Below are 21,266 nucleotides of genomic sequence, written 5' to 3' on the forward strand. Positions count from 1 at the left end.
GAACAAAACCTGTCAGTGCTTCCGCTTGTCGAGGCGGCGCCTCCATTCATCGCCCACGACGGCCTTTCCTACGTGGATCGGTCCATTGAAAGGCGTTATTGGCCACAGGAACGCCGAATTTTTGTTCGGAAAGCCGAATTGATGTCCGGTTATTCTTCGAATCGAGCGATACCCAGCCATCCAGACGCAAACCGGCGGGTGCGCCGGCTACCTTGGTGAAAACCATAGTGATCACGCCATATTCCGGTCTTTTCGGATCGCGCACTTCGACGCTCAATACATTCGGATTGCGGGTTGGGATAATTTTGCCATACTTTGACAAATCCCGTTCAGGATTAAGCAGCGCACCCAGCGGGCTGTTCTTGATCGGCCAGCGTTGCACCTGATTCACCTCATAATCGATCATCGTAAGAGCCTTGCCATCGCCGACGATCAGTAAGTTGGCTTCCTTGCCGTACTGAAAGCGAATTCGGCCAGGCTGTTTCAGCGTCAACTTACCTGGCAATAATTGACCGCTGCGGTCGGTTTGCGTGAAGTTGGCGGTCATCGTCGTCATCGCACGCAAATGCGCCGAAATGGCGCTGATATCGTCTGCCGGACTTTGTTGGGCGCTAGCCGACACGCTAGCCGTCAGCAACAAAGGCGCCGCCGCAAAGGCAAAAGCATATCTTAACATATTGAAAACTCCTGAAAATTCATATTCACTTCTAGACGAAAGTGATTGAACAACACCTGAATTAGCGTGATTATCAGATCACTTCGCCATTTTGGTCGCGCAACACCTCGCGGCGGCCAATATGGTTGGGCGGGCTGATAAACTGGTCATCCTCCATCCGGTCGATGATCCGGGCGGCGGTATTATACCCTATTCGAAGTTGGCGCTGTAGCCAGCTGGTCGATACTTTCTGGCTCTCAAATACAATCTGGCAGGCCTGCGCATATTGCCGGTCTTCCTTGCTGTCGGAAAGATCCGCGCCATCGAGAGCGTAGCTGCCGTCCTCCGGTTCTTCGGTCACCGCCTGAATATATTCCGGCGATCCTTGAGCGCGCCAATGATCGGCGATCAGGCGGACCTCGTCGTCGGAAACAAAGGGACCATGGACTCGGGTCAACTGTTTGCCGCCAGGCATATAAAGCATGTCACCCTTGCCGAGCAGCTGTTCGGCGCCCTGTTCACCAAGGATAGTGCGCGAATCAATCTTGGACGTCACATGGAAACTGATCCTTGTCGGCAGATTGGCCTTGATCACGCCGGTAATGACATCAACCGAAGGCCGCTGGGTCGCCATGATGAGATGGATACCCGCAGCCCTGGCTTTCTGGGCCAGGCGCTGGATAAGAAACTCAACTTCCTTGCCGGCGGTCATCATCAGGTCGGCGAGCTCGTCCACGATGATCACGATTTGCGGCAGCACCTCATAGTCAAGCTGCTCTTCTTCATAAATGGGGCGTGAAGTTTCCGGGTCATAGCCGGTCTGAACTTTGCGGCCCAAAGGTTCTCCCTTGGCTTTTGCGGCCTTCACCTTCTCGTTATAGTTGGCGAGGTTACGCACGGATATTGAAGACATCATCCGGTAGCGTTCTTCCATCTGTTCAACCGCCCACTTAAGCGCCCTTACAGCTTTGGCAGGCTCGGTAACCACCGGTGATAACAGATGCGGAATATCATCATAGGTGCTGAGTTCCAGCATCTTGGGATCAATCATGATCATTTTGCACTGATCCGGGGTCAACCGATAAAGCAGCGACACGATCATACAGTTCAGGCCGACAGACTTACCGGAACCGGTGGTGCCCGCGATCAACAGATGCGGCATCGGCGCAAGATCGGCAATCACCGGATCACCGGAAATGTTTTTGCCAAGAATGATCGGAAGCTGGCCGGTTTGATCCTGAAAACTGTCACTGCCGATCATTTCGTGGAGAACCACGGACTCCCGCTGTGCGTTGGGCAGTTCAATACCCATTACCGTACGACCGGGTATCGCGGCAACACGGGCCGAGAGGGCAGACATGTTCCGGGCAATATCTTCGGCAAGCTGAATCACCCGGCTGGCTTTGATGCCTGGTGCTGGCTCCAGCTCATACATGGTAACAACCGGCCCTGGCCGAACCGCGTTGATTGTGCCTTTCACATGGAAATCGTCGAGCACGGATTCGAGTAGCCGGGCGTTGCGCTCTAGTCCTGCCTTGTCGATGACGTTGTTCGCTTCTTCGGGGCGCGGTGTCAGCAGGTCGATGGATGGCAGGGAATAAGGCCCAAAGAAATCGCCTTGTTTGCCGCTGGAAAGACTTGCTTTCTTAGGCGGGAGCGCACGATCGCTAATTTCCGGTGGCGGACGATTGTCCGGTTTGACCTCTTTGCGCGGCGCTGGTGCCTTCATTGGTTTCGCGGCGGCATTATTATCGGGTTCGATAACAAGACCGCTGTCTTCATCTTTGGACTTGAGTCGGGGCAATTTAAGTTGCGGCATAGAGAAAAGCGGTTTGTCGAGCCGCAAGCTGAAATAGCCCAGTACCAGCCCGCCGGTGACTGTGATCGCAGTAAGCACGCCCGATATGATTCCGCTCCAGCTTGACGAGATGGCGCCCAGAGCCGCGCTGATTCCCTTGGCTGAGACCATACCGGCCAATCCACCCCAACCGGATGGCAGGTCCGCCTGACTGTCCGGAAACCAAAGAGACAAGCCCGTTCCGATCAAAAATGCGGCAATCAGGCACCAGAAAAGCTGCTTTTTCCATTCCTCTTGCGGAATATCGCGCCACAGGCGGTTGGCGAATATCAGAATGAGCGGCAAAAATAATATCACCGGTACGCCCAGCAAGGAAAGCAACAAGTCGGAACTATAGGAGCCAACAACGCCCATCCAGTTATGTTCAACGCTGCCCGCCGCCGTGTTTAATGAAGGATCGCTGGGCGAATAGCTGACAAAGGCGAGAAACAGAAAGGTCGCAGCAACGGCCAGCGCAATTGCGCCAATCAGCGCCCCGCTGCGCAACAGGCTCTGGCGCATCACATCACGCCAACTGGCTTCTTTCGCTTTACCGGCCATAATCTACTCCCGGGGCGGACTTTTTCGATCGACGCGCCCAAACCCATATTAACTATGCTTCCTTTGCGCGAATCGGTGACTCCGCGTCAAGTTTTGCCGACAAGTTTGTTGGCTAGTCTTTGACCGAACATGCTTTCTTTTCGGTCCTGCGGAGGTTATCTTGATGCTATCCAACCGGAGACCGAGGCCCTTATATGAGCAATTCTGCAAAGCATAGTGACGCGATTATTTTGGGCGCTGGTCTGATTGGATTGACCCAGGCACTGACATTGGCTGCGCATGGATTGCAGGTAGCAGTCATTGATCGGGCTGATCCAGCAGATTTGCGCGATGCCAAAAATGATGTTCGGGTCTCCTCGATTAATAGCGCGAGCTGGAATATATTCGTCGCCATCGGCCTAGCAGAAAAGCTGGAACCGCATGCGTCCCCGATCGACAGGATTCTCATCAACGATGGCCTGAAGCCCGGAAAGCTCGACTTTACGCCCGATGAGTTTGACAGTCCGCTGGGCGTGATGATCGAAAATCGCCTTTTGCAGAAAACGCTTTTTGAAGCCGCGCAAAAGCACGAGCGGATTAATCTGCATATGCCCATACGGGTGCAACAAACCGATCGCGATGCCCATGGTGTCTCTGTCTCGCTCGAAAATAGTGATGAACATATCGCGCCGCTATTGATTGCCGCCGACGGTCGCGGAAGTTCGGTTCGCGACGCAGCAGGTATCGTAATGGCAAGATGGCAATATGATCATAGCGCAATTGCCTGCACGGTGTCGCATGAACAGCCACATGAACATACAGCCTATGAGATTTTCTATCCTTCCGGACCGTTTGCGGTCTTGCCAATGGGTGATGATGACAAGGGCCGCCACCGCTCGGCGATAGTCTGGACCGTGGCGCGCAAGGATGGTCAGGCGCTGGCAAAAATCAACAAACGCGCGTTCGAAGCGGAATTGATGAAGAAAACGGGCGGCTTTCTTGGCCCAATGACACTGGAGTCTGACCGCGTCACCTATCCGCTGGGTTTCCATCACAGCGCCAGCTTAACCGCTGAACGCCTCGCACTGGTGGGTGACGCCGGCCACGGTATCCACCCGATTGCCGGGCAAGGTTTAAACCTTGGCTTGCGCGACGTCGCGGCGCTAACCGAATGTATAGTCGATGGCGCGCGTACCGGACTGGACCTGGGCGATGCCCAGATATTGGCCCGTTACGACCGGTGGCGCGGGCTGGACAACCTGATGATGTCTGCCGCGACAGACATATTGACGCGGCTATTCGGATTGCCGGGAGACGCATCCTCCGCGATCCGCCGTTTTGGTATCGGAATGGTCCAGCGCCTTCCGCCACTAAAGGATCAGTTCATGGCCGAAGCCCGGGGAGAAAGCGGCGATTTGCCCAAGCTGCTAATGGGGGATCTGGTTTAAGTCGGTTCTTAAATGTGCCGGGAAGCCGGCGGCTACATCTCGAAAACGGACATTAGATATTGTCGAAAACAAGTCCGAATACCGGTCATCTGTCAGGCCATATAGCTAACGGACATTGAGCATTGGGATGGCGGTGAACTGCTCGCGGTCTTCTTTCGTTAGCCGAGAATAGTGTCTTTAGACCATTCGTGGTTGGTCAGGCCGGACTATATTGTCGCGAAATAGTCCCCTGAAGAGAGGAACCTGCTTTGGTCACCATCATGACAAGCATGAAGGCACTCATCCGCATTGCACTTGCCTATGTTGCCGCCTGCTTTGCGGCCTCGCTCGGAATATTTTTGGTCGGCAGCCTTATGACGATTGGTCAGCCGCTCTCGGAAAGCGTGACCTGGGGCGAGGATATCGCGAACCAGGCGGGCTATCTGCCTCTGTTCGCTGCCATGGCAGGGATACTTGCGGCTCCCGTCGCTCTGGTCGCTATAGTTGTTTCCGAATTCCGCAAGATCACCAGGCTTTGGTTTTTCCTCCTTGCCGGAGCTGCAGCCGGGATCCCGGTCCTGTTCCGCGGCGACCAGATAACGGTGATGCGTGCCATTGAAGATTACCTTACGCTTGGCCCAATTGGCGCTGCGGCGGGCGCGGCATTCTGGCTTGTGCGCCATCGCAAATGGCCAATTTGAAAAAGTTTCGACGGTACACTTCAATTGCAGGATGGGCATGATCTAAGGATGTTTATGGCAACCTGATCGCGATGTGTGCGTCAAAAGCAGATATTGCCGAGCAACAGCAATTACCGTTTTGTTTTGCATTTTATGACTTTGTAGCGCCGTGCACTTTTACCAAATCCCTGCGCCAGGGTTGCGAACCGGGCTTGGCGATAGCCCGGCTTGGGTGGCGTTCGTGAGTGGATCATATCGTAACTCAGGTCAAAATCACCGTCATCCTTTACATAAAATCGACCAAAGGCGTCGTGCTCATAGACCACCAGCCCGCCTCTCGCTCTGACACTCGCAAGATCGCCTTGCTTCAGATATATGCTTACAGAAACCTGTTCCTCCGGAAACGCGATGGTGTTTCTTCCCCGATTCAGAACTTTCCATCCATAACTGCGATCCGCAGTTTTTTTGCCCCCTTTGATGCCATATGCCGCCTTGACCGGGTGCTTGCACGTATTCTCGATTTCCACGCGGTAAACGGTAGGTCGCTTGTCATTCCAAGGCAAACCGCTCACCGGGCCGGAAGGCCGGCGTGGAACGGTTCGCGGTGCCGGTGGAGGTGTGTATTGTTCTGTCCGTTGCGGCGGTTGAGGGCCAGCGGGCTGGCTATATGACTGCTCTTCCAGAAACGCGTTCGATGAACAACGCTGATATTGCTGAATACAATAGCCGCGCGAATAACAGCTATCTTGTGGTTTTGGGCAGCTTCGTCTTGTGTCTTTCAGATACTGGCATTGACGTTTAGCTTGCTGTTGCTTCCATTCCACAACCCGCTGACGATTTCCGGAACTGATGGTGGGCCTCAACGTTTGATAGACCCTGTCGTAACATGCACGATATTTCTTGCCCTGCCGGGCTGTGCACTGATTTTGCCGCCTGATTGCATTGTCATGATCGGCTTTGCAACGATCCGAATTGATCATGCAACTATCCTGAGTGATGCGGCACTGGTTTTCGGCCTCTCCGATGGTTTGGAGCAGCATGGCGGGAATTACGGGTGATGCCTTTACGTGGTTGCTTGATGATACTGGCAAGAGGATAGAAGCAATGAAAAGCACGGCCGTAAAAAGCCCGCCTGCGATATAGCCCTTGCTGCCCATGTTGCTTTTTCCCTGTTACTAGCGCCTGCGACTATAATCCTAGAATTCAAAACCATGTGTTTTCAGTATTTCGGAAACCGGCTTGTTGTCCGTAAATTGCTTAACATATCCAGCATGATGCGTCTTCGCTTCATCACATCCCGCCTTTTGCCAACTATGCGCCACCTGCTTGTCGCGTTCCGGATTACCGCTGGTTTCACCAGCAAGATGACGGCAAATTTCAAGCCGTTCAAAATGCAGGACCAGCCCATAGGGCAATCGGTTCGACTTGCTGCCCAGCTTTGCCATATCGGCTACGAAAAACCCATTAGGGCTTGCCGAATATTGACGCCCGTCCGGGTTGGCGGTTCGCCATGCCGGATATTCAATGCGCTGGTGAGGCGCAGCCTTGATGCTTGTCACCGCGCTGCCTTCAATAAAGGTAAAGATGATTTCTTCCCGCTTGCCAGAGGACCAGAACCCGTCGGTCAAATTCATCGCCACTCCGGGTTCTTTTATCGAGCTCAGCAGAAAAGAAAGATTACCTTCTGCGTCAGTCATCACCGTTACTCTGTGGTTCTGATCGATGCCGGCGTATAATATATGCTTGCCCATCATGCAGTCGAGATTTGTGAAGTTCATGTGCCCTACATTGACGTGGGATAGCGTCGCCATGGGTATTTTGGTTGGATTGCCCAATGCGCCAGGATTTACGAAATGCAGTTCCAAAACAACTTCATCGCTTCCCGGTTCAATCAGCTTGTGACGTATCTGGCTGACCCCGGCATCCGGTTCGCTCAATTTCAATTTGGCTGGAGCAACCTTTTCACCCTGTTTCAGATCAAAAAAGTCAACCGTGCCATCGCCGGTACTTTGGAAGGCGATCAGAGCATCGTGATTCTCACCGATACACATGCTGTCTACCGACCGATACTCGGAAAGGTCGTCTGCATTCGTGCGCATCATGTAGAAGCCATTTTCCGTAGTCGGAAGGCGTTGGGCAGATATCGGAACCGATGCGAACAGGAAAGCGGCACTGATAATTGCACCCAATTTTCTTGCAAATATAGGCATGTTACACCTCCTGAAACTTTGGTCTGAATACTGGCACTATCAGCGGCTAGTTGAAATTGAACCTATTCTCGGCGCCCGGATTTAACTGGAACTCAAACGTCTCTGCAAGCCACTGATCCCTGCCGGTACACGCCATTTTGTCGGCACCAAGATGATCAAAGTCAGATGGGTGCAGACAGAAGGCGTAGTCGCCTTTTCCCCAGTTTATGCTGTCCGAAGTGGCGTGCAGATAGACCGTATCTTCATAAGGATCACCGTTACGGTAGTGCGGAAACTCTATCCGTTCACACTGTCCGCGGGCCAATCTGATCCAGCCTTGGGCACGCCAGTTTTTGGGGCGCTTCCGTTCACCCCAGTCATGCCACACCCACGCGGCGTAGATGGTTTCGGTGCGGGAACGATTGCACATGCTCAATGCGGTATACTGGGCCTCACCTCTCCCATAGCCATTGGATGGCGGCACAGGCGGAGCCTCGCGAGGTGGCGGCTGGCGCTGTGCGGTATCCCGACCGCAATGCAGTGTCCGGCCATGTACATGATAAATTGGTGTACCGCGCATCTTGCGACACGCTTCGGCATAGCCGAGAGGTTTGAAACCAGCCGGAGTGACGATGCCATAGCCGAACGAACCGGGAATGAAGCATCCCCACTTTTTCCTCTTCGGGTCCCACTTCGCCCGAATTTTGGACTTTAGACCCCGAAGCAAGCCCGTTCGATATCGGCCATCACAGAATTTGGACAGATCGATCGATGATCCTCCAGCCTTTACGGGAGATGGCAACAACAGGCCGGAAGTCGTGAGGCAGGCTGTCAACAGAAACAACCCCGGCATTGAACGGCGAACAAGTCTCGTAATCATCTGTGGTCATTCCTTCCACAGGCAACTTGGCCTTCACCATGCCAATGGAAATCTGATCTGCCGGTTGTGAAGTGGCACAGATCGTTGAGGTTGATCCAGAAAGTCCGGCCTTTGACGGACGTGTTGAAACCCATGGAATCCGCTTCCCGGCATTCCATGCGCTTTGTGCGACTGTTATAGCCGTGGCTCCAGCGCGGTTTGACCCCTTCGAGTGCGCCGGTCCGGTACTTTGCCTCGCAATAGCCCCGATACTGGGGCGCTGTCCCGCTGGCCTCGGCAGGCACGGCCCATAAGGCAGCCGTCATGGCAGTGACGAGTAACGCTGCGGAGCCGATAATATTCGAAAGTCCCGTCATGATCATTCTCCTGCGATGGATTATTTGCGACCGCTCCTTATTTGCACTTCTTCTTGTTGAGCCCTAGAAGCGTGGAAAACCCCTTGCAGGTCGACTTGCCGATATTGCTGACCGTCTTCCCGACCCGCTTGGCGCCATAGTTGACCTGCTTGGACGCATAGTTGGGGTCGGTCATGAACCGGGCGCCGTCACGGGTTGTCTTGATCGTCTTTTCACCGACATATTGCACCGCGCCAACACCGGTTCGGACAACGCCTGTGCCAGCTCGCACTACATTCCCCGGGATTTTCCGGGGGTCGCGGATAGAATCGCCAATACCATGTGCGGCGCCATAAAGATTCTGACCAAAGCGCTCGGTCGCCCGACCTGCAGCCATGACCGGATCATCTCCGTTGGCAAAAGTTTGCACCTGACCGATAGTCATGTCGACGCCATATTCACCAATTCCGGCACTGCGCCCGCCAAAGGCCTCCGTACCCATATCGACGCCTGAAACCTTGTTCGATATGGAGGTGGCGGTGAAGCTAGTCCTGGCCGTACCTTTTATCCGGCTAGCCCTGCTCATATTCTGTGCGCCCTGGCCGCGAAATGGCGCTCTCCCCGCACCGGGATAGCCATTGTTGCCATATCTTGCTTGCCGTTGATAATGTCCGTGGTCAGAGGTCGCTCCCAAAGCCACAGGACGAAAACCGTTGCGCTTTCCGCGGGTAACTTGCGTCTGCCGGCCACGCTGCTGCAAATCCCGGCGCTCGTTCGGCGTCAAGTCATATTCGTCCCGGACTTGATGTCCCGGCCGGGCACGCCGGGCGTCATATCCGCGCTGTTCCAGTTGCTTTAAATTACCGGTTCCAGCTAGCCGACCGGTATGTTCGCGATAGGCCGCGCCCTGAAAGTTCGTGCCGCGCGGCGTACGCGCATGGTCGCGCTGATGGCGGTTGGTGCTGCGTTGCGCAGTCGGATGACCATTATTCTGATACCCTGGCCGCACCCCATGTGCGACTTGCGCATTGCGGCCCCGACGATCAAGCTGCTGTCGTTCAACCGGAGTCAGGTCGTTTACATTGTTGACTTGCTGTCCCTTGCGAGCCCGGCGCGCGTCATAGCCACGTTGTTCAATCTCCGGAAGATCCCCGTTGACCGCCAGATCACCGACATGTCTGCGATAATCCGGGCCTTTGAAATCGGGGTCGGCAGTTTTCCGGGCGTTTCTTCTTTGATCCCTGGCCTGATTGTCGCGCTGCCCCACTTCGCCCGCTTCGCTGGCGGTTGTTGGAAAGAAGGAACGGAAATCTTGGGACTGTGCCAGCGCCGGCTGCGCTCCCGCGATGGTGGTCGCGGCCAATGCCATTGTTGCAAGCGACAATCCGGAATACAGTCTGATCTTTTTCATGGTCGTTCTCTCCGTTTCTGACGATGGAGCAATCATGTGGAAAAGTGACATGGAAGCCCATAGTGGAATCACACTATATTCCGCAGAAAACCGTTCATCTGGAGTTCAGGAAATTTGTAAAAATTATAGCTTTTTCAAGAGCTTTTCCCTGCTATCTGTGGAATTGGGTCAGCAAGAGGCTAGCAGTCTACACCGCCAGTTTTGACCTTGCCCGAATATCCGGACTTACGGTCAAACCGTTTCTCGATGGCCCGCATGAAACGCGGCATCAATGATGGAATGCTGCCGCACGATCCGCTGCTCTTCAAACGCAACTCATATACCGGAGTGGTTTGGGCGCTCGCGTTCTTTGGCAGGATATCGATATGCACAAACCGGGCATAGACGGTTCTGTTCCGTACTTCCTGCTGATATCCGGTAACCCCATATGTCGGATCCGCGCCCCGCACCGTGCTGCTGATGACCTGTTGCCCAGGTTTGGTTTCGTCCACTACAGTTGAAGTTGTCTGGGCTTTATACGTCACACCCCATTGAGGCACGTTGTAAGTGTAAGTGACGGGGCGACCATCATCGATGCCATAATCGAGATAGGCAATATAATCCGCCGGCTGACCAGGTGCGACGGCCCTCAGTCCGGCTTCCCGCATGATCGCAGTCAATCGCTGCGCATAGCTGCGGAACTCGAGCGAATTGTCCAGTTCCGGCCGCCACGAGACTACCGAAAAAGTGGCGGAAGCCGGAACGGAATCCAGTGTGTGAAATTGCGAGAGATTGCTCTTAACCGGCCCGCTGCCGCCCAGACAGGCGGAAAGGGTCAAACTTGTGGCGGCAATTAACAACGCGGTTTGTGGTCGCATATCGGGTCTCCTGAATGAATGTGTCGCTGGTTCTAGGACCCATCGAACCAGGTCGGAATAGTGCAATCACACCATTTGGCAGCAACCGGCAATCGGATAGACTAGAGGCACTAATACGGGCGTTTCGTCCCATCAGAGGATTGATCAGATGCGACTTTTGAAGCAGATTATCAGAGGATTAGTGCTCCTACCGGCCTGTTTCGCTGCACCTTTACTCGCCCAATCGAATGACAGTCTGGCTCTGGTCTTCCGCACGGACCGGGGATCCACGACTTATATTTGTGACGGTAGTTTCCGTCTCCAGATCGCATGGATGTCCATTGATGCCAACTCGTTGATTTCCATCACGCATCCGTCCAGTCGAAGCCAAACAAAAAACCGAACACTGCTCCTCCCCCGATCCCAGAGTGGAAGCGGGATGCGCTATGCGACTGACCTTGCCAGTTTCCACATAAAAGGCGACCGGGCAGCTTTTATATCGGTAGAGACCGCGCTCTCCGATGAGGTCCGCTTTCTGAATTGCAGGACATTTGATTAGGCCTTGGCAAAATTGATGATAGCCCATATCCAGGAAGTGCTGCCTTACGTTTTGCCCACATAGCAGTCACTAGCCTCGTGCCCACACTAAGCCAAAAGCAGGCTTTAGGCAGTGTTGAAAAGAGGCTTGTTTTGGCAACTCTGTTGGTACCAGCTGGCAAGAATTACGTTAACTTTAACTAGGTCAGATAGTCTCGGTCCGGTTTAAATTTTGCAGAAATTCATCGGGTTGCTGCAAGGGGAATGTCGGATAGCCTCCAGCGAGTCCCGGAATCTGTCGGGCAATGTTCAAGTTTCAGGCCTTCACCGGCGGATATCGAACGCGCGATCCCAAGACCCAATCCATGTGGTCCGTGATTCTGATCGCGCTGCTCATCATCGCCCATATTATCGAATTTTGCTAGGATGTCTGGTGGTAACCCAGAGCCATTATCGGTCACTTCTATCCAGGCTTGCCCATCGTGCAGTCCGGCTTCCACACCAATGCAAGTTGCGCCAGAATGCTTGATCGCATTGTCGATCAGGTTCGACAGAATGCGGTGAATGGCCACCGACGGTACCGCGAGAACTAGATCACTCTTCCTGATTTCGAGGGTACAGCCATTGGCACGCGCCTCTTCGACAAACATCTGCTCCAGCGTCAGCAAATGCTCATTCAGCGCTGTCTCCTGACGACTTTGGACATCCTCGGTTTTTCTCTTCACCGTGGTTACAGCGCCTTCCTCATCCAGAGTTGTGGCCGAAAGCAACTGATCTATATAGTCAATACTCCATTCCAGTGCTCGGTGCAGTTCCCGGTTTTTAGGGTCAACGCCAGACAGTGCGCTCTGCAGCGAAACAAGGGGCTGACGTAAATCGTGCCGCGTTTCCGAAAGACTGCGCCGCGCGCGACTTATCTCTGCAAGGGCGATATTGCGATCAATATGCGCTTGTGCCAGCCGGTTGGCGATCTCGCTGCTTTGCACGGCCGCCGCGAGCTGCTGCTCCTTTGATGCGTCCCGTTCCTGAATGATGCCGCGCACCTGGCTGATGATCGCAGCACCGAAGACCAGGCAATCCAGCACCAGAAGAAAAAGTGCGGCGGTGTCGAACTGATCATTGAATCTGGCTACATCAGGAAATCCGGCACGTATCGTGAGCATGATATAGGCAAGCAGGATACAGAAGCCTAACGCGAACAAACCTGCGCCTTTAACCTTTTCACGAAGTGCCAACCATACAAAATAACCAACGAATGCAAAGAAACCTGTGCCTGTGGCGATCATTATGATTGTCGTGACAGGCAGTTGAAAAACCGCACCAACCAGGGAGTTGATGACGGTTGCTCCAACCACAAAAAGGGCAATCCGGTACATGCGCGGAGCATTGCGGGATGCATTGGTGAAGCTGGTTGCAAAGAAGAAATAGAAAACGCACCAGGACAGTCGCAAGATACGCTTTATTCCGTCATGATGGATCGAGAAAAATTCCGGCAAATAGGGTGTTGCGTAGCCATAGGTATGAACATTCAGCAAGATTAGCGTGAAAGTGTAAAGCGAAAACAGGGCAATGACATGCGAGCGCATCAGAAACGCAAAGCCGGTGGCAAGCACTACGGCAAACAAGGTTGAACCAAAATACAGGCCATGAACCGCGGTAACCAATTGGCGTTTGGCGATAAACTGATCTTCGGAAATCAGACTGATCGGAAACGCACGGTCAGTAGTGGCCACTTGGATATCAATATCAAGCCGTATCGATCCGTTTCTGGTTATAATGACCGGTCGAGATGCCAGTTGAAGGTTTTGACTGCTGAGTGTTTCTGCATCCTTAAACCGTGGGCGGGATTGGAGCAGAATCTCTTTCTGTCCTTGATCAACCACACTTATCAACACCTCTGCCCGAGCAGCTTCTTCGGTTACTACCCTGAAGAGCAGAGGTTTTTCTCCGCTGTTTTCAAGTTGAACACTATATCGGAGCAATTCGATCGGGCCGGTTTGTTTCCGCAAGACCGGTTCTGAATTTTCCTGAATATCCTCGATTGTTGAAACATATGCGAGATCAATCACGTCCTGCTTCGCCTGGGCTTCATCACTCATCAATACCAGTGCCAGGAAGGAAAACAGCAGCAGTGTCACTCCGCCAAATGACCGGTTTCGAAGGCGCGGTACAAGTTGGTTGATAATATCGGACACCCTGTTCATATTGTGCCTGCCGATCTGGGTTTTGCTGGCAAACCGTTGGAAAAATATGTGGTTGGGGGACAATGGACATTATTCACTCGCAAAATCCACTGCGGATCGTTCTCGGAGATGATCATGCGGTTGTGCGTGCGGGGCTGCGGGGTGTGCTGGAACGTGATGGTCGCTTTACCATACTTGCCGATGCCCAGGACGGTCTCAAAACCATTGCAGCAACCAAACAACATCGTCCGGATATTTTGATTGTCGATATTGCCATGCCGGTAATCACCGGTCTGGAAGTGGTTGAAGAGATCTGCCGCTGGTGCCCTGACACAAAAATCGTTCTTATGACCGGTTTGCAAAACCCGACCATAATGAAATGTGCCATGGCAAGTGGGGCTCACGGTCTTCTTCTGAAGGGGGATGAAATTGACCGATGGCCTCAGCTTCTTTGCGATATCGCCAATGGTGAAATGCGGGTTTCGAAAAGTGTAAAAGCTGTTTTGGAAGAACCATCCATTCACGATAGCCTGACAAGGCGAGAACGCCAGATACTTATCGGTCTGATACAGGGCGGCAGCAACGGAACGCTGGCCGCCCGTCTTGGGATTAGCATAAACACGGTCAACAATCATCGCACCAGCCTGATGCAAAAATTGGATGTGCACTCACTAGCAGAACTCATGACATTGGCAGCTCGTGACGGGCTTTTGGAAATCGTCGATCACACACGAAATGGGGACAACGGGAGCACTGTCGACGACTTGGAATGATCTCGGGTAGACCAGTACAATCATCACGATCGCCCTGCAAATGCCGTCTGAAATATCCGTTTTAATATCCTCATTTTCTGTTTCCTGCAGCCAAATCAGAAGGGATTCATTGTACTGCGCATTGTTTTACAATGAACTGGTGTGATCACACCATTCTAAGGGCGTTGCAACCCGAGAATTTTGCTGTGGGGCGGATTGCTTGGCGCTTGTTCAGATCAAGCCATATCAACGTCCGCTTTCTGGGCCCAAAGCGGACATTAGCGATCATCTAGGTCTAGCTGTTCTGCGTTAACGTGGCCCTTGACCGTCATCGACCTTGATGATTGTCCCGGTCACACATTCCGATGCAGGTGATAGCAAGTAGAGCAATGTGCTATCCATCTGCTCAGGCTGGCACAGGCGTTTGCGCGGAAAATTCTCGTAAAAATTACCCATGCGACTGGTCATTCCATCGGACATGTCGGTTTGAAATAATCCCGGTGCGATTGCATTGACGTTGATGAAAAATCTCGACCATTCCACAGCCAGTGCCTCGGTTATTCTGGATATTCCAGCCTTCGTCGTGGAATAAAGCGCGGCGCCATGTCCATCATAATGGGTGGCCGCGATGGAAGAGATATTGACGATCCGTCCAGGCATCTTCTGTTCGATCAGCGGGCGCGCAAATTCGCAGGACAATATATAGGCGGCGCGCATGTTAGTATCGAGGACATCATCGATCAGTTGGGTCGACATTTTTACCGCTCGCGCCGCATCCACGATGCCGGCATTATTGATCAAAATATCCGGTTGTCCGAGGGCTTCGGTGACTGAAGGAACAATCGCTTTCAGCTGATCAGCATCACGCACATCGAGATCGAAAGCCGCCGCCGTGCCGCCATTGTCCGTGATTTCGTCAACCAATTCGTCAAGCTTTTCCCTCCGCCTTGCGGTGCAGGCAACCTTCGCGCCACAAGCCGCCAAAACGCTTGCAAAGCGGTGACCCAGGCCAGCAGAAGCGCCGGTCACAATGGCCGTGCGTCCGGTCAGGTCAGTCGAAAAATTGGGTGTTGTCATATCGGGGCATCCTCATCCTGTTATCAGGACAGGGATGCCCGAACGATCATCCTTTAGGCAAGCGGATAGTTTGCCAGCTTAAAGATCCTGCTCGCGGATCGGCACAATCTTGAGTTCAACCCGGCGATTGGCGGCGCGGCCTTCTTCCGTACTGTTGCTGGCGATGGGCTGGCTTTCACCATAGCCGCGGGTTTCGATACGGGCGCTTTGAACACCGCTATTGCTCAGAAAATTGGCAACCGATGACGCACGGCGTTCGGACAACGACTGATTATATTCGTCCGTTCCGGTGCTGTCGGTATGGCCGTAGATGTCAATATAGCTTTTTTCATATTGCGACAGCGTATTGGCAACACTGCCCAATGTCTCTTGAAACTGTGGTTCAATGGCCGCGCTATTGACCGGAAACGTGACATTGGACGGCATGTTGAGGATCAGATTGTCACCGTCCCGGGTCACATCAATACCTGTGCCGGCGGTTTGTTCGCGCAGTTTCTTTTCCTGTTCGTCCATATAATAGCCCACGCCCGCGCCCGCGAGACCACCGAGGCCGGCGCCCACAATTTTGGCTGTTCGGTCATTTCGGCCACCGATAATGTCTCCAAGCAGATAGCCGCCAAGCGCACCGCCAATGCCGCCGATGGCTGCTTTGGAAAGGACGCGGTTTCCGGTTTCCGGATTTGTCGTACAACCGCTGGCTAGCGTCAGTGCGCTTAATGAAAATGCCGCGATGAATGCTTGTTTGATACGCATGTGATTAGTCCCTCATAGATAACATCGCCGGGATATACTTATCGTTTCCAGCGCGATAGTCGTAATTAACCATAGACAAGATGAACCCAAAATTATGAACCGGGACTGACAGTAAGTTTGATATTTAGTAAAACATGTGGCTATAGGGATTTTTCGGGCTTATTCCCTTTATTTGGATAATATGACAGCTTTTCCCTGGTTTGATGTTGCAATCATCGTTGTGCTGGTACTGATCAATGGTGTTTTCGCCATGTCAGAACTGGCCATTGTCTCTGCGCGCAAGGCGCATCTCCATTCTTCCGCCGATCAAGGCAGTCGTGGTGCAAAAATTGCCCTGCGCCTGGCCAGCGATCCAGGCAAATTTCTTTCGACGGTTCAAATCGGTATTACCTTGATAGGCATTGTTGCCGGTGCTTTTTCCGGTGCAAGCCTGGGCGGTCCTGTGGCGGAGCGATTGGCAGCTTTGGGCATGCCAAGCGATTGGTCGGTAACCGTTGGATTCGCGCTTGTCATTGGATTGACGACTTATGCTTCACTGGTAATCGGGGAATTGGTTCCCAAGCAAATAGCACTTCGCTCCGCCGAAAAAATTGCCGTGATCATGGCACCGCCGATGGACTTGCTTGCACGAATAGCGGCACCGTTGGTCTGGCTGCTGGACGGCACCAGCGCGCTGATTTTCCGGCTGCTGGGCCTCAAACGCGACCAGACCAGTCATGTGACGGCAGAGGAATTGCAAATGGTCTTTGCCGAGGCGACCCGATCCGGTGTGATCGAAGAGCATGAACGCGCCGTGATCGCGGGTGTGGTGCGCATGGCCGATCGCCCGATCCGCGAAGTGATGACCCCGCGGACAGAGGTTGACTGGCTGGATATCAAGGCCACAACCGAAGAGATCCTCGCCATGCTGATTGAATCGCCGCATAGCCGCTTGCCGGTAGCGGAAAATTCGGTCGACGAGATAAGAGGCGTGGTGCAAGCCCGCGATATTGTTGCCGCACAATTTAGCGGCCAGGCGCTTGATCTTAGCAAGCTGATGCGACCATTGGAGAAAGTCCCCGATCAGCTCGATGCACTGGATGCATTGGATATTCTGCGAGAAGCCGATGTTCCGATGATCCTGGTGCATGATGAATATGGCCATTTTGAAGGCATTGTTACGCCTAATGACCTGCTCAGTTCGATTGCCGGTGAATTTGTCTCGGACCAGGATGAGAAGACCCAGCGCAGCTTGATCGAACGGGCCGATGGCAGCTTTTTGGTGTCCGGTGCGATGTCAATGGATGCGCTGGCCGATCGGCTGGGCATCAAACTGCCAGATGATCGTGACTATGCCACTGTCGCCGGACATGCGCTCGGACAACTGCGCCACCTTCCCCAAGAGGGTGAAAGCTTTGAGGATCAGGACTGGCTATTCGAGATTATCGACATGGACGGTCGCAAAATAGACAAGCTGATCGTGCGGGCTTCCAATCCTGAATTTGACTAGCCTTCGATAATCGAAATCAGAGCTTGCCGTATTTCTTCTCAAAACCCGCAATATCGTCCTTCGCAAGATATTTTGCCTGATCAATCCATGAGTCACGTGTGATCCGGCCGCTGAAGCTCTCCAGATATTGATCGACTTCCTGAATCTCAGCCTCTTTCCAAGCTGCAATCTGGTCAAACCGGGTCACGCCGAGATTGTTCAGCAGGGTATTGAGTTTCGGGCCAACGCCTTTGATCAGGCGCAGGTTGTCGGGATCACCTACGGGAGGTGCAATTTTGGGTTTTCCAGGTGGCGGCGGCGGAGGCGTATCATCGACAACCGGACGTTTCCGCGGACGCGGAGCGGGCGTAACGGCGGGTGTTGCCGTTGTTGTTGCAGCAGCCTGTTCGACGGCGGGCACCGGTTTCGGTGCGGCCGCAGGAGCGACCTTTGGCGCAGGGGTAGGGGAAGCCACTGGTTCTGGCACAACCGGTTCCGGTGTTGGAACAACCGCATCACCCGCTTTTTCCAGCAAGCCGTCATTGGCATCAAAAGGATCAGATGCGATTTCGCGTCCAGATGCGGCCCAAGCCCAAAAAGCGGTTGCGACACCAATGAGCAAAGCGATCAGGAATAGCAGCCAATTTGCAGAAATCAGCGATATCATTGTTTTAAACCCCTATATTCAAATATGAAATGCACGACCGGGCCGCTATAATTGCGCCGCAAGTCAAATCCATCCTCATTTTCAGTCAAATCTCGTCGCGATCGCGGCCCCAGAAGAGCCAGCCGATGCCGAGCCCAATTGCAAAAGTCAGGAGCAGGAGCAACAGATTTTCGATTAATAATGGCATGGTTCATTCCCCCTGTTGCGATTTCGCATCAATTACGTCATTTTTATTTGCCGCCTGGACCTTGAATTCAATGCGCCGGTTCTGGGCATCGGCTTCTGGCCCCTGTCCGGTTGCCAGCGGTTGTTCAGCACCATAGCCGGTTGCAGTTACCAGATTTTCCGGAATACCACGTTCAATCAGGCCTGCACGAACCCGGTCAGCGCGTTCCTGTGAAAGGATTTTATTCACCTCGGCATTGCCGTTGCCATCGGTATGACCGCCAACCGCTATGGTCAGGCCAGTGCAAGGTTTGATTGCCACCGCCAATTCATCCAATATTTTGTTAGATGCCGGCGAGATATAAGCGCTGCCCGATCGGAAGCTGAGTTTTTTATCGCCAATCGCCGTATCGACACCGGCCTGACATTTTGCCACGGCCGCTTGTGTTGCGGAATCAAGACCACCATTGTTGCCATTTTCAATGGCACCATCGCCGCTTTGTGGTTCGGCAACCAGATCACTGCCCGCCCAAACGACACTGGAAATTCCTGTGACAGCAGACACAGTGTTGAGGGCCTTTTGCTTGACCTCATCGCTAACATCACCGTTCAAAACAGCTTTGCGAGACAGGGGGGCACGCGCGAACGCTACTTTGACGCCTTCCATGCCCTGCGCTGTCAGCTCAGTTTGCGCGGCATTTTCAAGGCCTGAGATGAAATTATCACCAGTGGCATAATGCCCGACTACCGCCAAAAGCGCTGTCGCGACTGCACCGGTTAATATCTTACCCCCAACTTCCATTCCGGAACCCCTTACTCAGTTCATATCATCATTTGTCCATCCGCTAAAATGGAGGATAATTAAGGATGAGTCCAGTTTGTCAGCATGGGCAGATCGCCGAATATCCGACGAGACGAGCTGTAATTGTCCCCATATGAGACAATTATTTAGCAAACATGGTTAACAGCTTGCTATTTTTTGATCGGTTAGGCCGCCAGACCGAATCAAATTCAGCTTTGACTTTGCGCTAAATCATTCAACTTGCGGAATTCCTGGCGCCAGTAATCGCCACCATTGCCGGACAGTTGCTGAATATTCTGGAAGTTGTAATTGCCGAGATATTTATCTCCGCGCAATTTCTGTCCAAATGCTGCGACCGCCACGGCAAAGGCCATATCTCCGCTAGGTGCCCTCGCATCATTCAGGCTCCCTGCATTGATCTGGCGTTTGATCAACTTTGATTTGCTGCCGCCTGGCAGTTTGTAGCGCAATTTCACCTGCGCCACCTCACCGGAGAAATCCGATTGACGGTCAACTACACGATTGGCCGGATAGCGGCGTTCCGGAAGCCAGCCTGTAGATTTTGCCGGCATGATTTCATAGAGCGCGGTGACCTGGTGACCAGCGCCGATGTCCCCGGCATCAATTTTGTCATTGGCAAAATCTTCTTCCGCGAGTATCCGGTTTTCATAACCGATCAGGCGGTATTCCTTAACATGTGCGGGGTTAAATTCGATTTGGATTTTGACGTCTTTAGCAATAGTAAACAGCGTAGAGCTCAGTTCTTCACCGAGTACTTTCTTGGCTTCCATCGCACTGTCGATATAGGCATAATTGCCATTACCGACATTGGCGATGCCCTCCATCAACTCGTCCCTGATATTGCCGGTGCCATAGCCGAGCATGGTCAGATTGACGCCCGATTCCCGTTCTTTTGCAACGATCTTTTTCAGCTCGTCAGTATTGGAAGTGCCGACATTAAAGTCTCCATCAGTGGCCATGATGATGCGGTTTATGCCGCCTTTGAGGAAGTGTTGCCGCGCGGTGGAATAAGCGAGCTTGAGCGCACCACCGCCAGCGGTTGAACCGCGTGCAAAAAGGCAGTCGACTGCTTCTTTAACATGGTCTTTGTTCGATGTCGGAGCCAGCAGCAGGCCAACCGTGCCGGAATAAACGACAATCGAAACCCGGTCGTCACTGCGCAATTCGCCTGCCAGCGATTTCAGTGTCGATTTAACGAGTGGCAGTTTATCCTGGCTGCGCATCGAACCGGAAACATCGACAAGGAAGACCAGATTGGCGCGAGGCCGCTCACTGCTGTCAACGTCATAGCCGCGCAAGCCAATGCGAAGCAAACGGCTGGCGTCATTCCATGGCGTGGTGGACAAATCGGTCGACACGCTGAAGGGTGCTTCCCGGCTGGCTGGTTTCGGATAGTCGTAGCGGAAATAGTTGATCAATTCCTCAGTCCGCACCGCAGCTTCGGGCGGCATTTGGCCGTCATTCAGGAAACGGCGGACATTGGAATAGCTGCCGGTATCAACATCCACGGCGAAGGTCGAGACCGGTTCGTCAGCAACCCGCTTGATGCTTGCAACCTCTTCACCAGCATATTTCTCACGGTTCCGTGGTTGCGGGCGGGGATAGGGATAAGGTCCGGGCACTATTATGCGGCGTTGCGGTGCCACATAGCCGCTTGCAACAGACTCGGCAGCAGGAGAGGCAAGGGGTGCGGGGGTTGGTGGTGGTGGCGGCGGGAGAGCAGCAGGGGCCCGTTGCAATCGACCCGAACCCTTTTTTCTTGAGCCGGTAACGATGACCTGTTCGTGGTCATCACGGGTAAAAATGCTACAATTAACCGGATTTGACGGCGGTAGTCGTACAATATCGGGGCGCTGCCCCTGTCTTGACTGGGCCTCTAGAGTTGCCGTGCCCGGTGTGCCGATCAAGCTTACCGCCGCAAAGCCGCACAAGATTTTGGAAATATTGGAAAAACGCCGCATGTTCACTCCCTCCCGAAACAATCAACCCGGGATAGAAGGTGCCAAGAGCAAGCTGACTGGATTATGAACAAATGATATGTTGTCACATAA

20 protein-coding genes are annotated in these 21,266 nt (G+C 53.3%); 6 read left to right on the forward strand and 14 right to left on the reverse strand.

From position 1 onward, the window contains the following. Positions 1–46 precede the first annotated feature (46 nt). Complete coding sequence (locus ACO6S1_RS10325) at positions 47–676, reverse strand: LolA family protein (protein WP_422342615.1); 630 nt, start codon at positions 674–676, stop codon at positions 47–49. A 73-nt stretch (positions 677–749) separates the two neighbouring features. Further along, a complete protein-coding gene (locus ACO6S1_RS10330; RefSeq protein ID WP_422342616.1) occupies positions 750–3,053 on the reverse strand; it encodes a DNA translocase FtsK in 2,304 nt (767 codons plus the stop codon). Between the two features lie 194 nt (positions 3,054–3,247). Between ACO6S1_RS10330 and ACO6S1_RS10335 the strand changes: the two genes are divergently transcribed. Both ACO6S1_RS10335 and ACO6S1_RS10340 read left to right on the forward strand, forming a co-directional pair. Further along, complete coding sequence (locus ACO6S1_RS10335) at positions 3,248–4,480, forward strand: UbiH/UbiF/VisC/COQ6 family ubiquinone biosynthesis hydroxylase (RefSeq protein ID WP_422342617.1); 1,233 nt, start codon at positions 3,248–3,250, stop codon at positions 4,478–4,480. Positions 4,481–4,740: 260 nt separating this feature from the next. Beyond that, positions 4,741–5,160, forward strand: a complete 420-nt coding sequence (locus ACO6S1_RS10340; protein WP_422342618.1) for a hypothetical protein — start codon at positions 4,741–4,743, stop codon at positions 5,158–5,160. A 110-nt stretch (positions 5,161–5,270) separates the two neighbouring features. On the opposite strand, the gene ACO6S1_RS10345 is transcribed toward ACO6S1_RS10340, so the two are convergent. Continuing rightward, positions 5,271–5,711, reverse strand: coding sequence for a hypothetical protein (locus ACO6S1_RS10345; protein ID WP_422342619.1), 441 nt, complete (start codon positions 5,709–5,711; stop codon positions 5,271–5,273). Between the two features lie 17 nt (positions 5,712–5,728). Here ACO6S1_RS10345 and ACO6S1_RS10350 point away from each other — a divergent pair, with 17 nt between their 5' ends. Beyond that, the gene (locus tag ACO6S1_RS10350) at positions 5,729–5,941 is read left to right on the forward strand and encodes a hypothetical protein (RefSeq protein ID WP_422342620.1); all 213 of its coding nucleotides are present in this window, start codon (positions 5,729–5,731) and stop codon (positions 5,939–5,941) included. After that, positions 5,931–6,197, forward strand: a complete 267-nt coding sequence (locus ACO6S1_RS10355; RefSeq protein ID WP_422342621.1) for a hypothetical protein — start codon at positions 5,931–5,933, stop codon at positions 6,195–6,197. Before ACO6S1_RS10350 ends, ACO6S1_RS10355 begins: the two co-directional genes overlap by 11 nt. Positions 6,198–6,335: 138 nt before the next feature. Here ACO6S1_RS10355 and ACO6S1_RS10360 read toward each other — a convergent pair whose 3' ends face one another. The 6 genes from ACO6S1_RS10360 to ACO6S1_RS10385 all read right to left on the reverse strand — a co-directional run bounded on the left by ACO6S1_RS10360 (position 6,336) and on the right by ACO6S1_RS10385 (position 13,531). Beyond that, on the reverse strand, positions 6,336–7,349 hold the full coding sequence (locus ACO6S1_RS10360) for a hypothetical protein (protein WP_422342622.1): 1,014 nt from the start codon (positions 7,347–7,349) through the stop codon (positions 6,336–6,338). Between the two features lie 46 nt (positions 7,350–7,395). Continuing rightward, positions 7,396–8,208, reverse strand: coding sequence for a DUF1036 domain-containing protein (locus ACO6S1_RS10365; RefSeq protein WP_422342623.1), 813 nt, complete (start codon positions 8,206–8,208; stop codon positions 7,396–7,398). Then, positions 8,205–8,564, reverse strand: a complete 360-nt coding sequence (locus tag ACO6S1_RS10370; protein WP_422342624.1) for a hypothetical protein — start codon at positions 8,562–8,564, stop codon at positions 8,205–8,207. The genes ACO6S1_RS10365 and ACO6S1_RS10370 overlap by 4 nt, the downstream gene beginning before the upstream one ends. 37 nt (positions 8,565–8,601) lie before the next feature. Then, positions 8,602–9,954, reverse strand: a complete 1,353-nt coding sequence (locus ACO6S1_RS10375; RefSeq protein ID WP_422342625.1) for a hypothetical protein — start codon at positions 9,952–9,954, stop codon at positions 8,602–8,604. 179 nt (positions 9,955–10,133) lie between these two features. Next, a complete protein-coding gene (locus ACO6S1_RS10380) occupies positions 10,134–10,811 on the reverse strand; it encodes a hypothetical protein (protein WP_422342626.1) in 678 nt (225 codons plus the stop codon). A 758-nt stretch (positions 10,812–11,569) separates the two neighbouring features. Then, the gene (locus tag ACO6S1_RS10385) at positions 11,570–13,531 is read right to left on the reverse strand and encodes an ATP-binding protein (protein WP_422342627.1); all 1,962 of its coding nucleotides are present in this window, start codon (positions 13,529–13,531) and stop codon (positions 11,570–11,572) included. A 62-nt stretch (positions 13,532–13,593) separates the two neighbouring features. On the opposite strand from ACO6S1_RS10385, the gene ACO6S1_RS10390 reads away from it, so the two are divergent. Further along, positions 13,594–14,283, forward strand: coding sequence for a response regulator (locus tag ACO6S1_RS10390; protein ID WP_422342628.1), 690 nt, complete (start codon positions 13,594–13,596; stop codon positions 14,281–14,283). 288 nt (positions 14,284–14,571) lie between these two features. Here the strand turns inward: ACO6S1_RS10390 and ACO6S1_RS10395 are convergent, their stop codons facing one another. Together ACO6S1_RS10395 and ACO6S1_RS10400 are read right to left on the reverse strand one after the other, a co-directional pair. Beyond that, positions 14,572–15,339 (reverse strand): SDR family NAD(P)-dependent oxidoreductase, encoded by a 768-nt coding sequence (locus ACO6S1_RS10395; protein WP_422342629.1) that lies wholly within the window; start codon positions 15,337–15,339, stop codon positions 14,572–14,574. A gap of 78 nt (positions 15,340–15,417) precedes the next feature. After that, entirely contained in the window at positions 15,418–16,092 is a 675-nt protein-coding gene (locus ACO6S1_RS10400) for an OmpA family protein (protein ID WP_422342630.1), read from the reverse strand. 181 nt (positions 16,093–16,273) lie between these two features. Here ACO6S1_RS10400 and ACO6S1_RS10405 point away from each other — a divergent pair, with 181 nt between their 5' ends. After that, complete coding sequence (locus ACO6S1_RS10405) at positions 16,274–17,581, forward strand: hemolysin family protein (RefSeq protein WP_422342631.1); 1,308 nt, start codon at positions 16,274–16,276, stop codon at positions 17,579–17,581. A gap of 16 nt (positions 17,582–17,597) precedes the next feature. On the opposite strand, the gene ACO6S1_RS10410 is transcribed toward ACO6S1_RS10405, so the two are convergent. The 3 genes from ACO6S1_RS10410 to ACO6S1_RS10420 form a co-directional block, all read right to left on the reverse strand. Next, positions 17,598–18,227, reverse strand: coding sequence for a hypothetical protein (locus tag ACO6S1_RS10410; RefSeq protein WP_422342632.1), 630 nt, complete (start codon positions 18,225–18,227; stop codon positions 17,598–17,600). 190 nt (positions 18,228–18,417) lie between these two features. Beyond that, the gene (locus tag ACO6S1_RS10415; RefSeq protein ID WP_422342633.1) at positions 18,418–19,194 is read right to left on the reverse strand and encodes an OmpA family protein; all 777 of its coding nucleotides are present in this window, start codon (positions 19,192–19,194) and stop codon (positions 18,418–18,420) included. A gap of 209 nt (positions 19,195–19,403) precedes the next feature. Next, entirely contained in the window at positions 19,404–21,176 is a 1,773-nt protein-coding gene (locus ACO6S1_RS10420) for a vWA domain-containing protein (RefSeq protein ID WP_422342634.1), read from the reverse strand. Between the last annotated feature and the right edge of the window lie 90 nt (positions 21,177–21,266).

Source organism: Parasphingorhabdus sp., assembly GCF_965233695.1.
GTDB lineage: Bacteria > Pseudomonadota > Alphaproteobacteria > Sphingomonadales > Sphingomonadaceae > Parasphingorhabdus.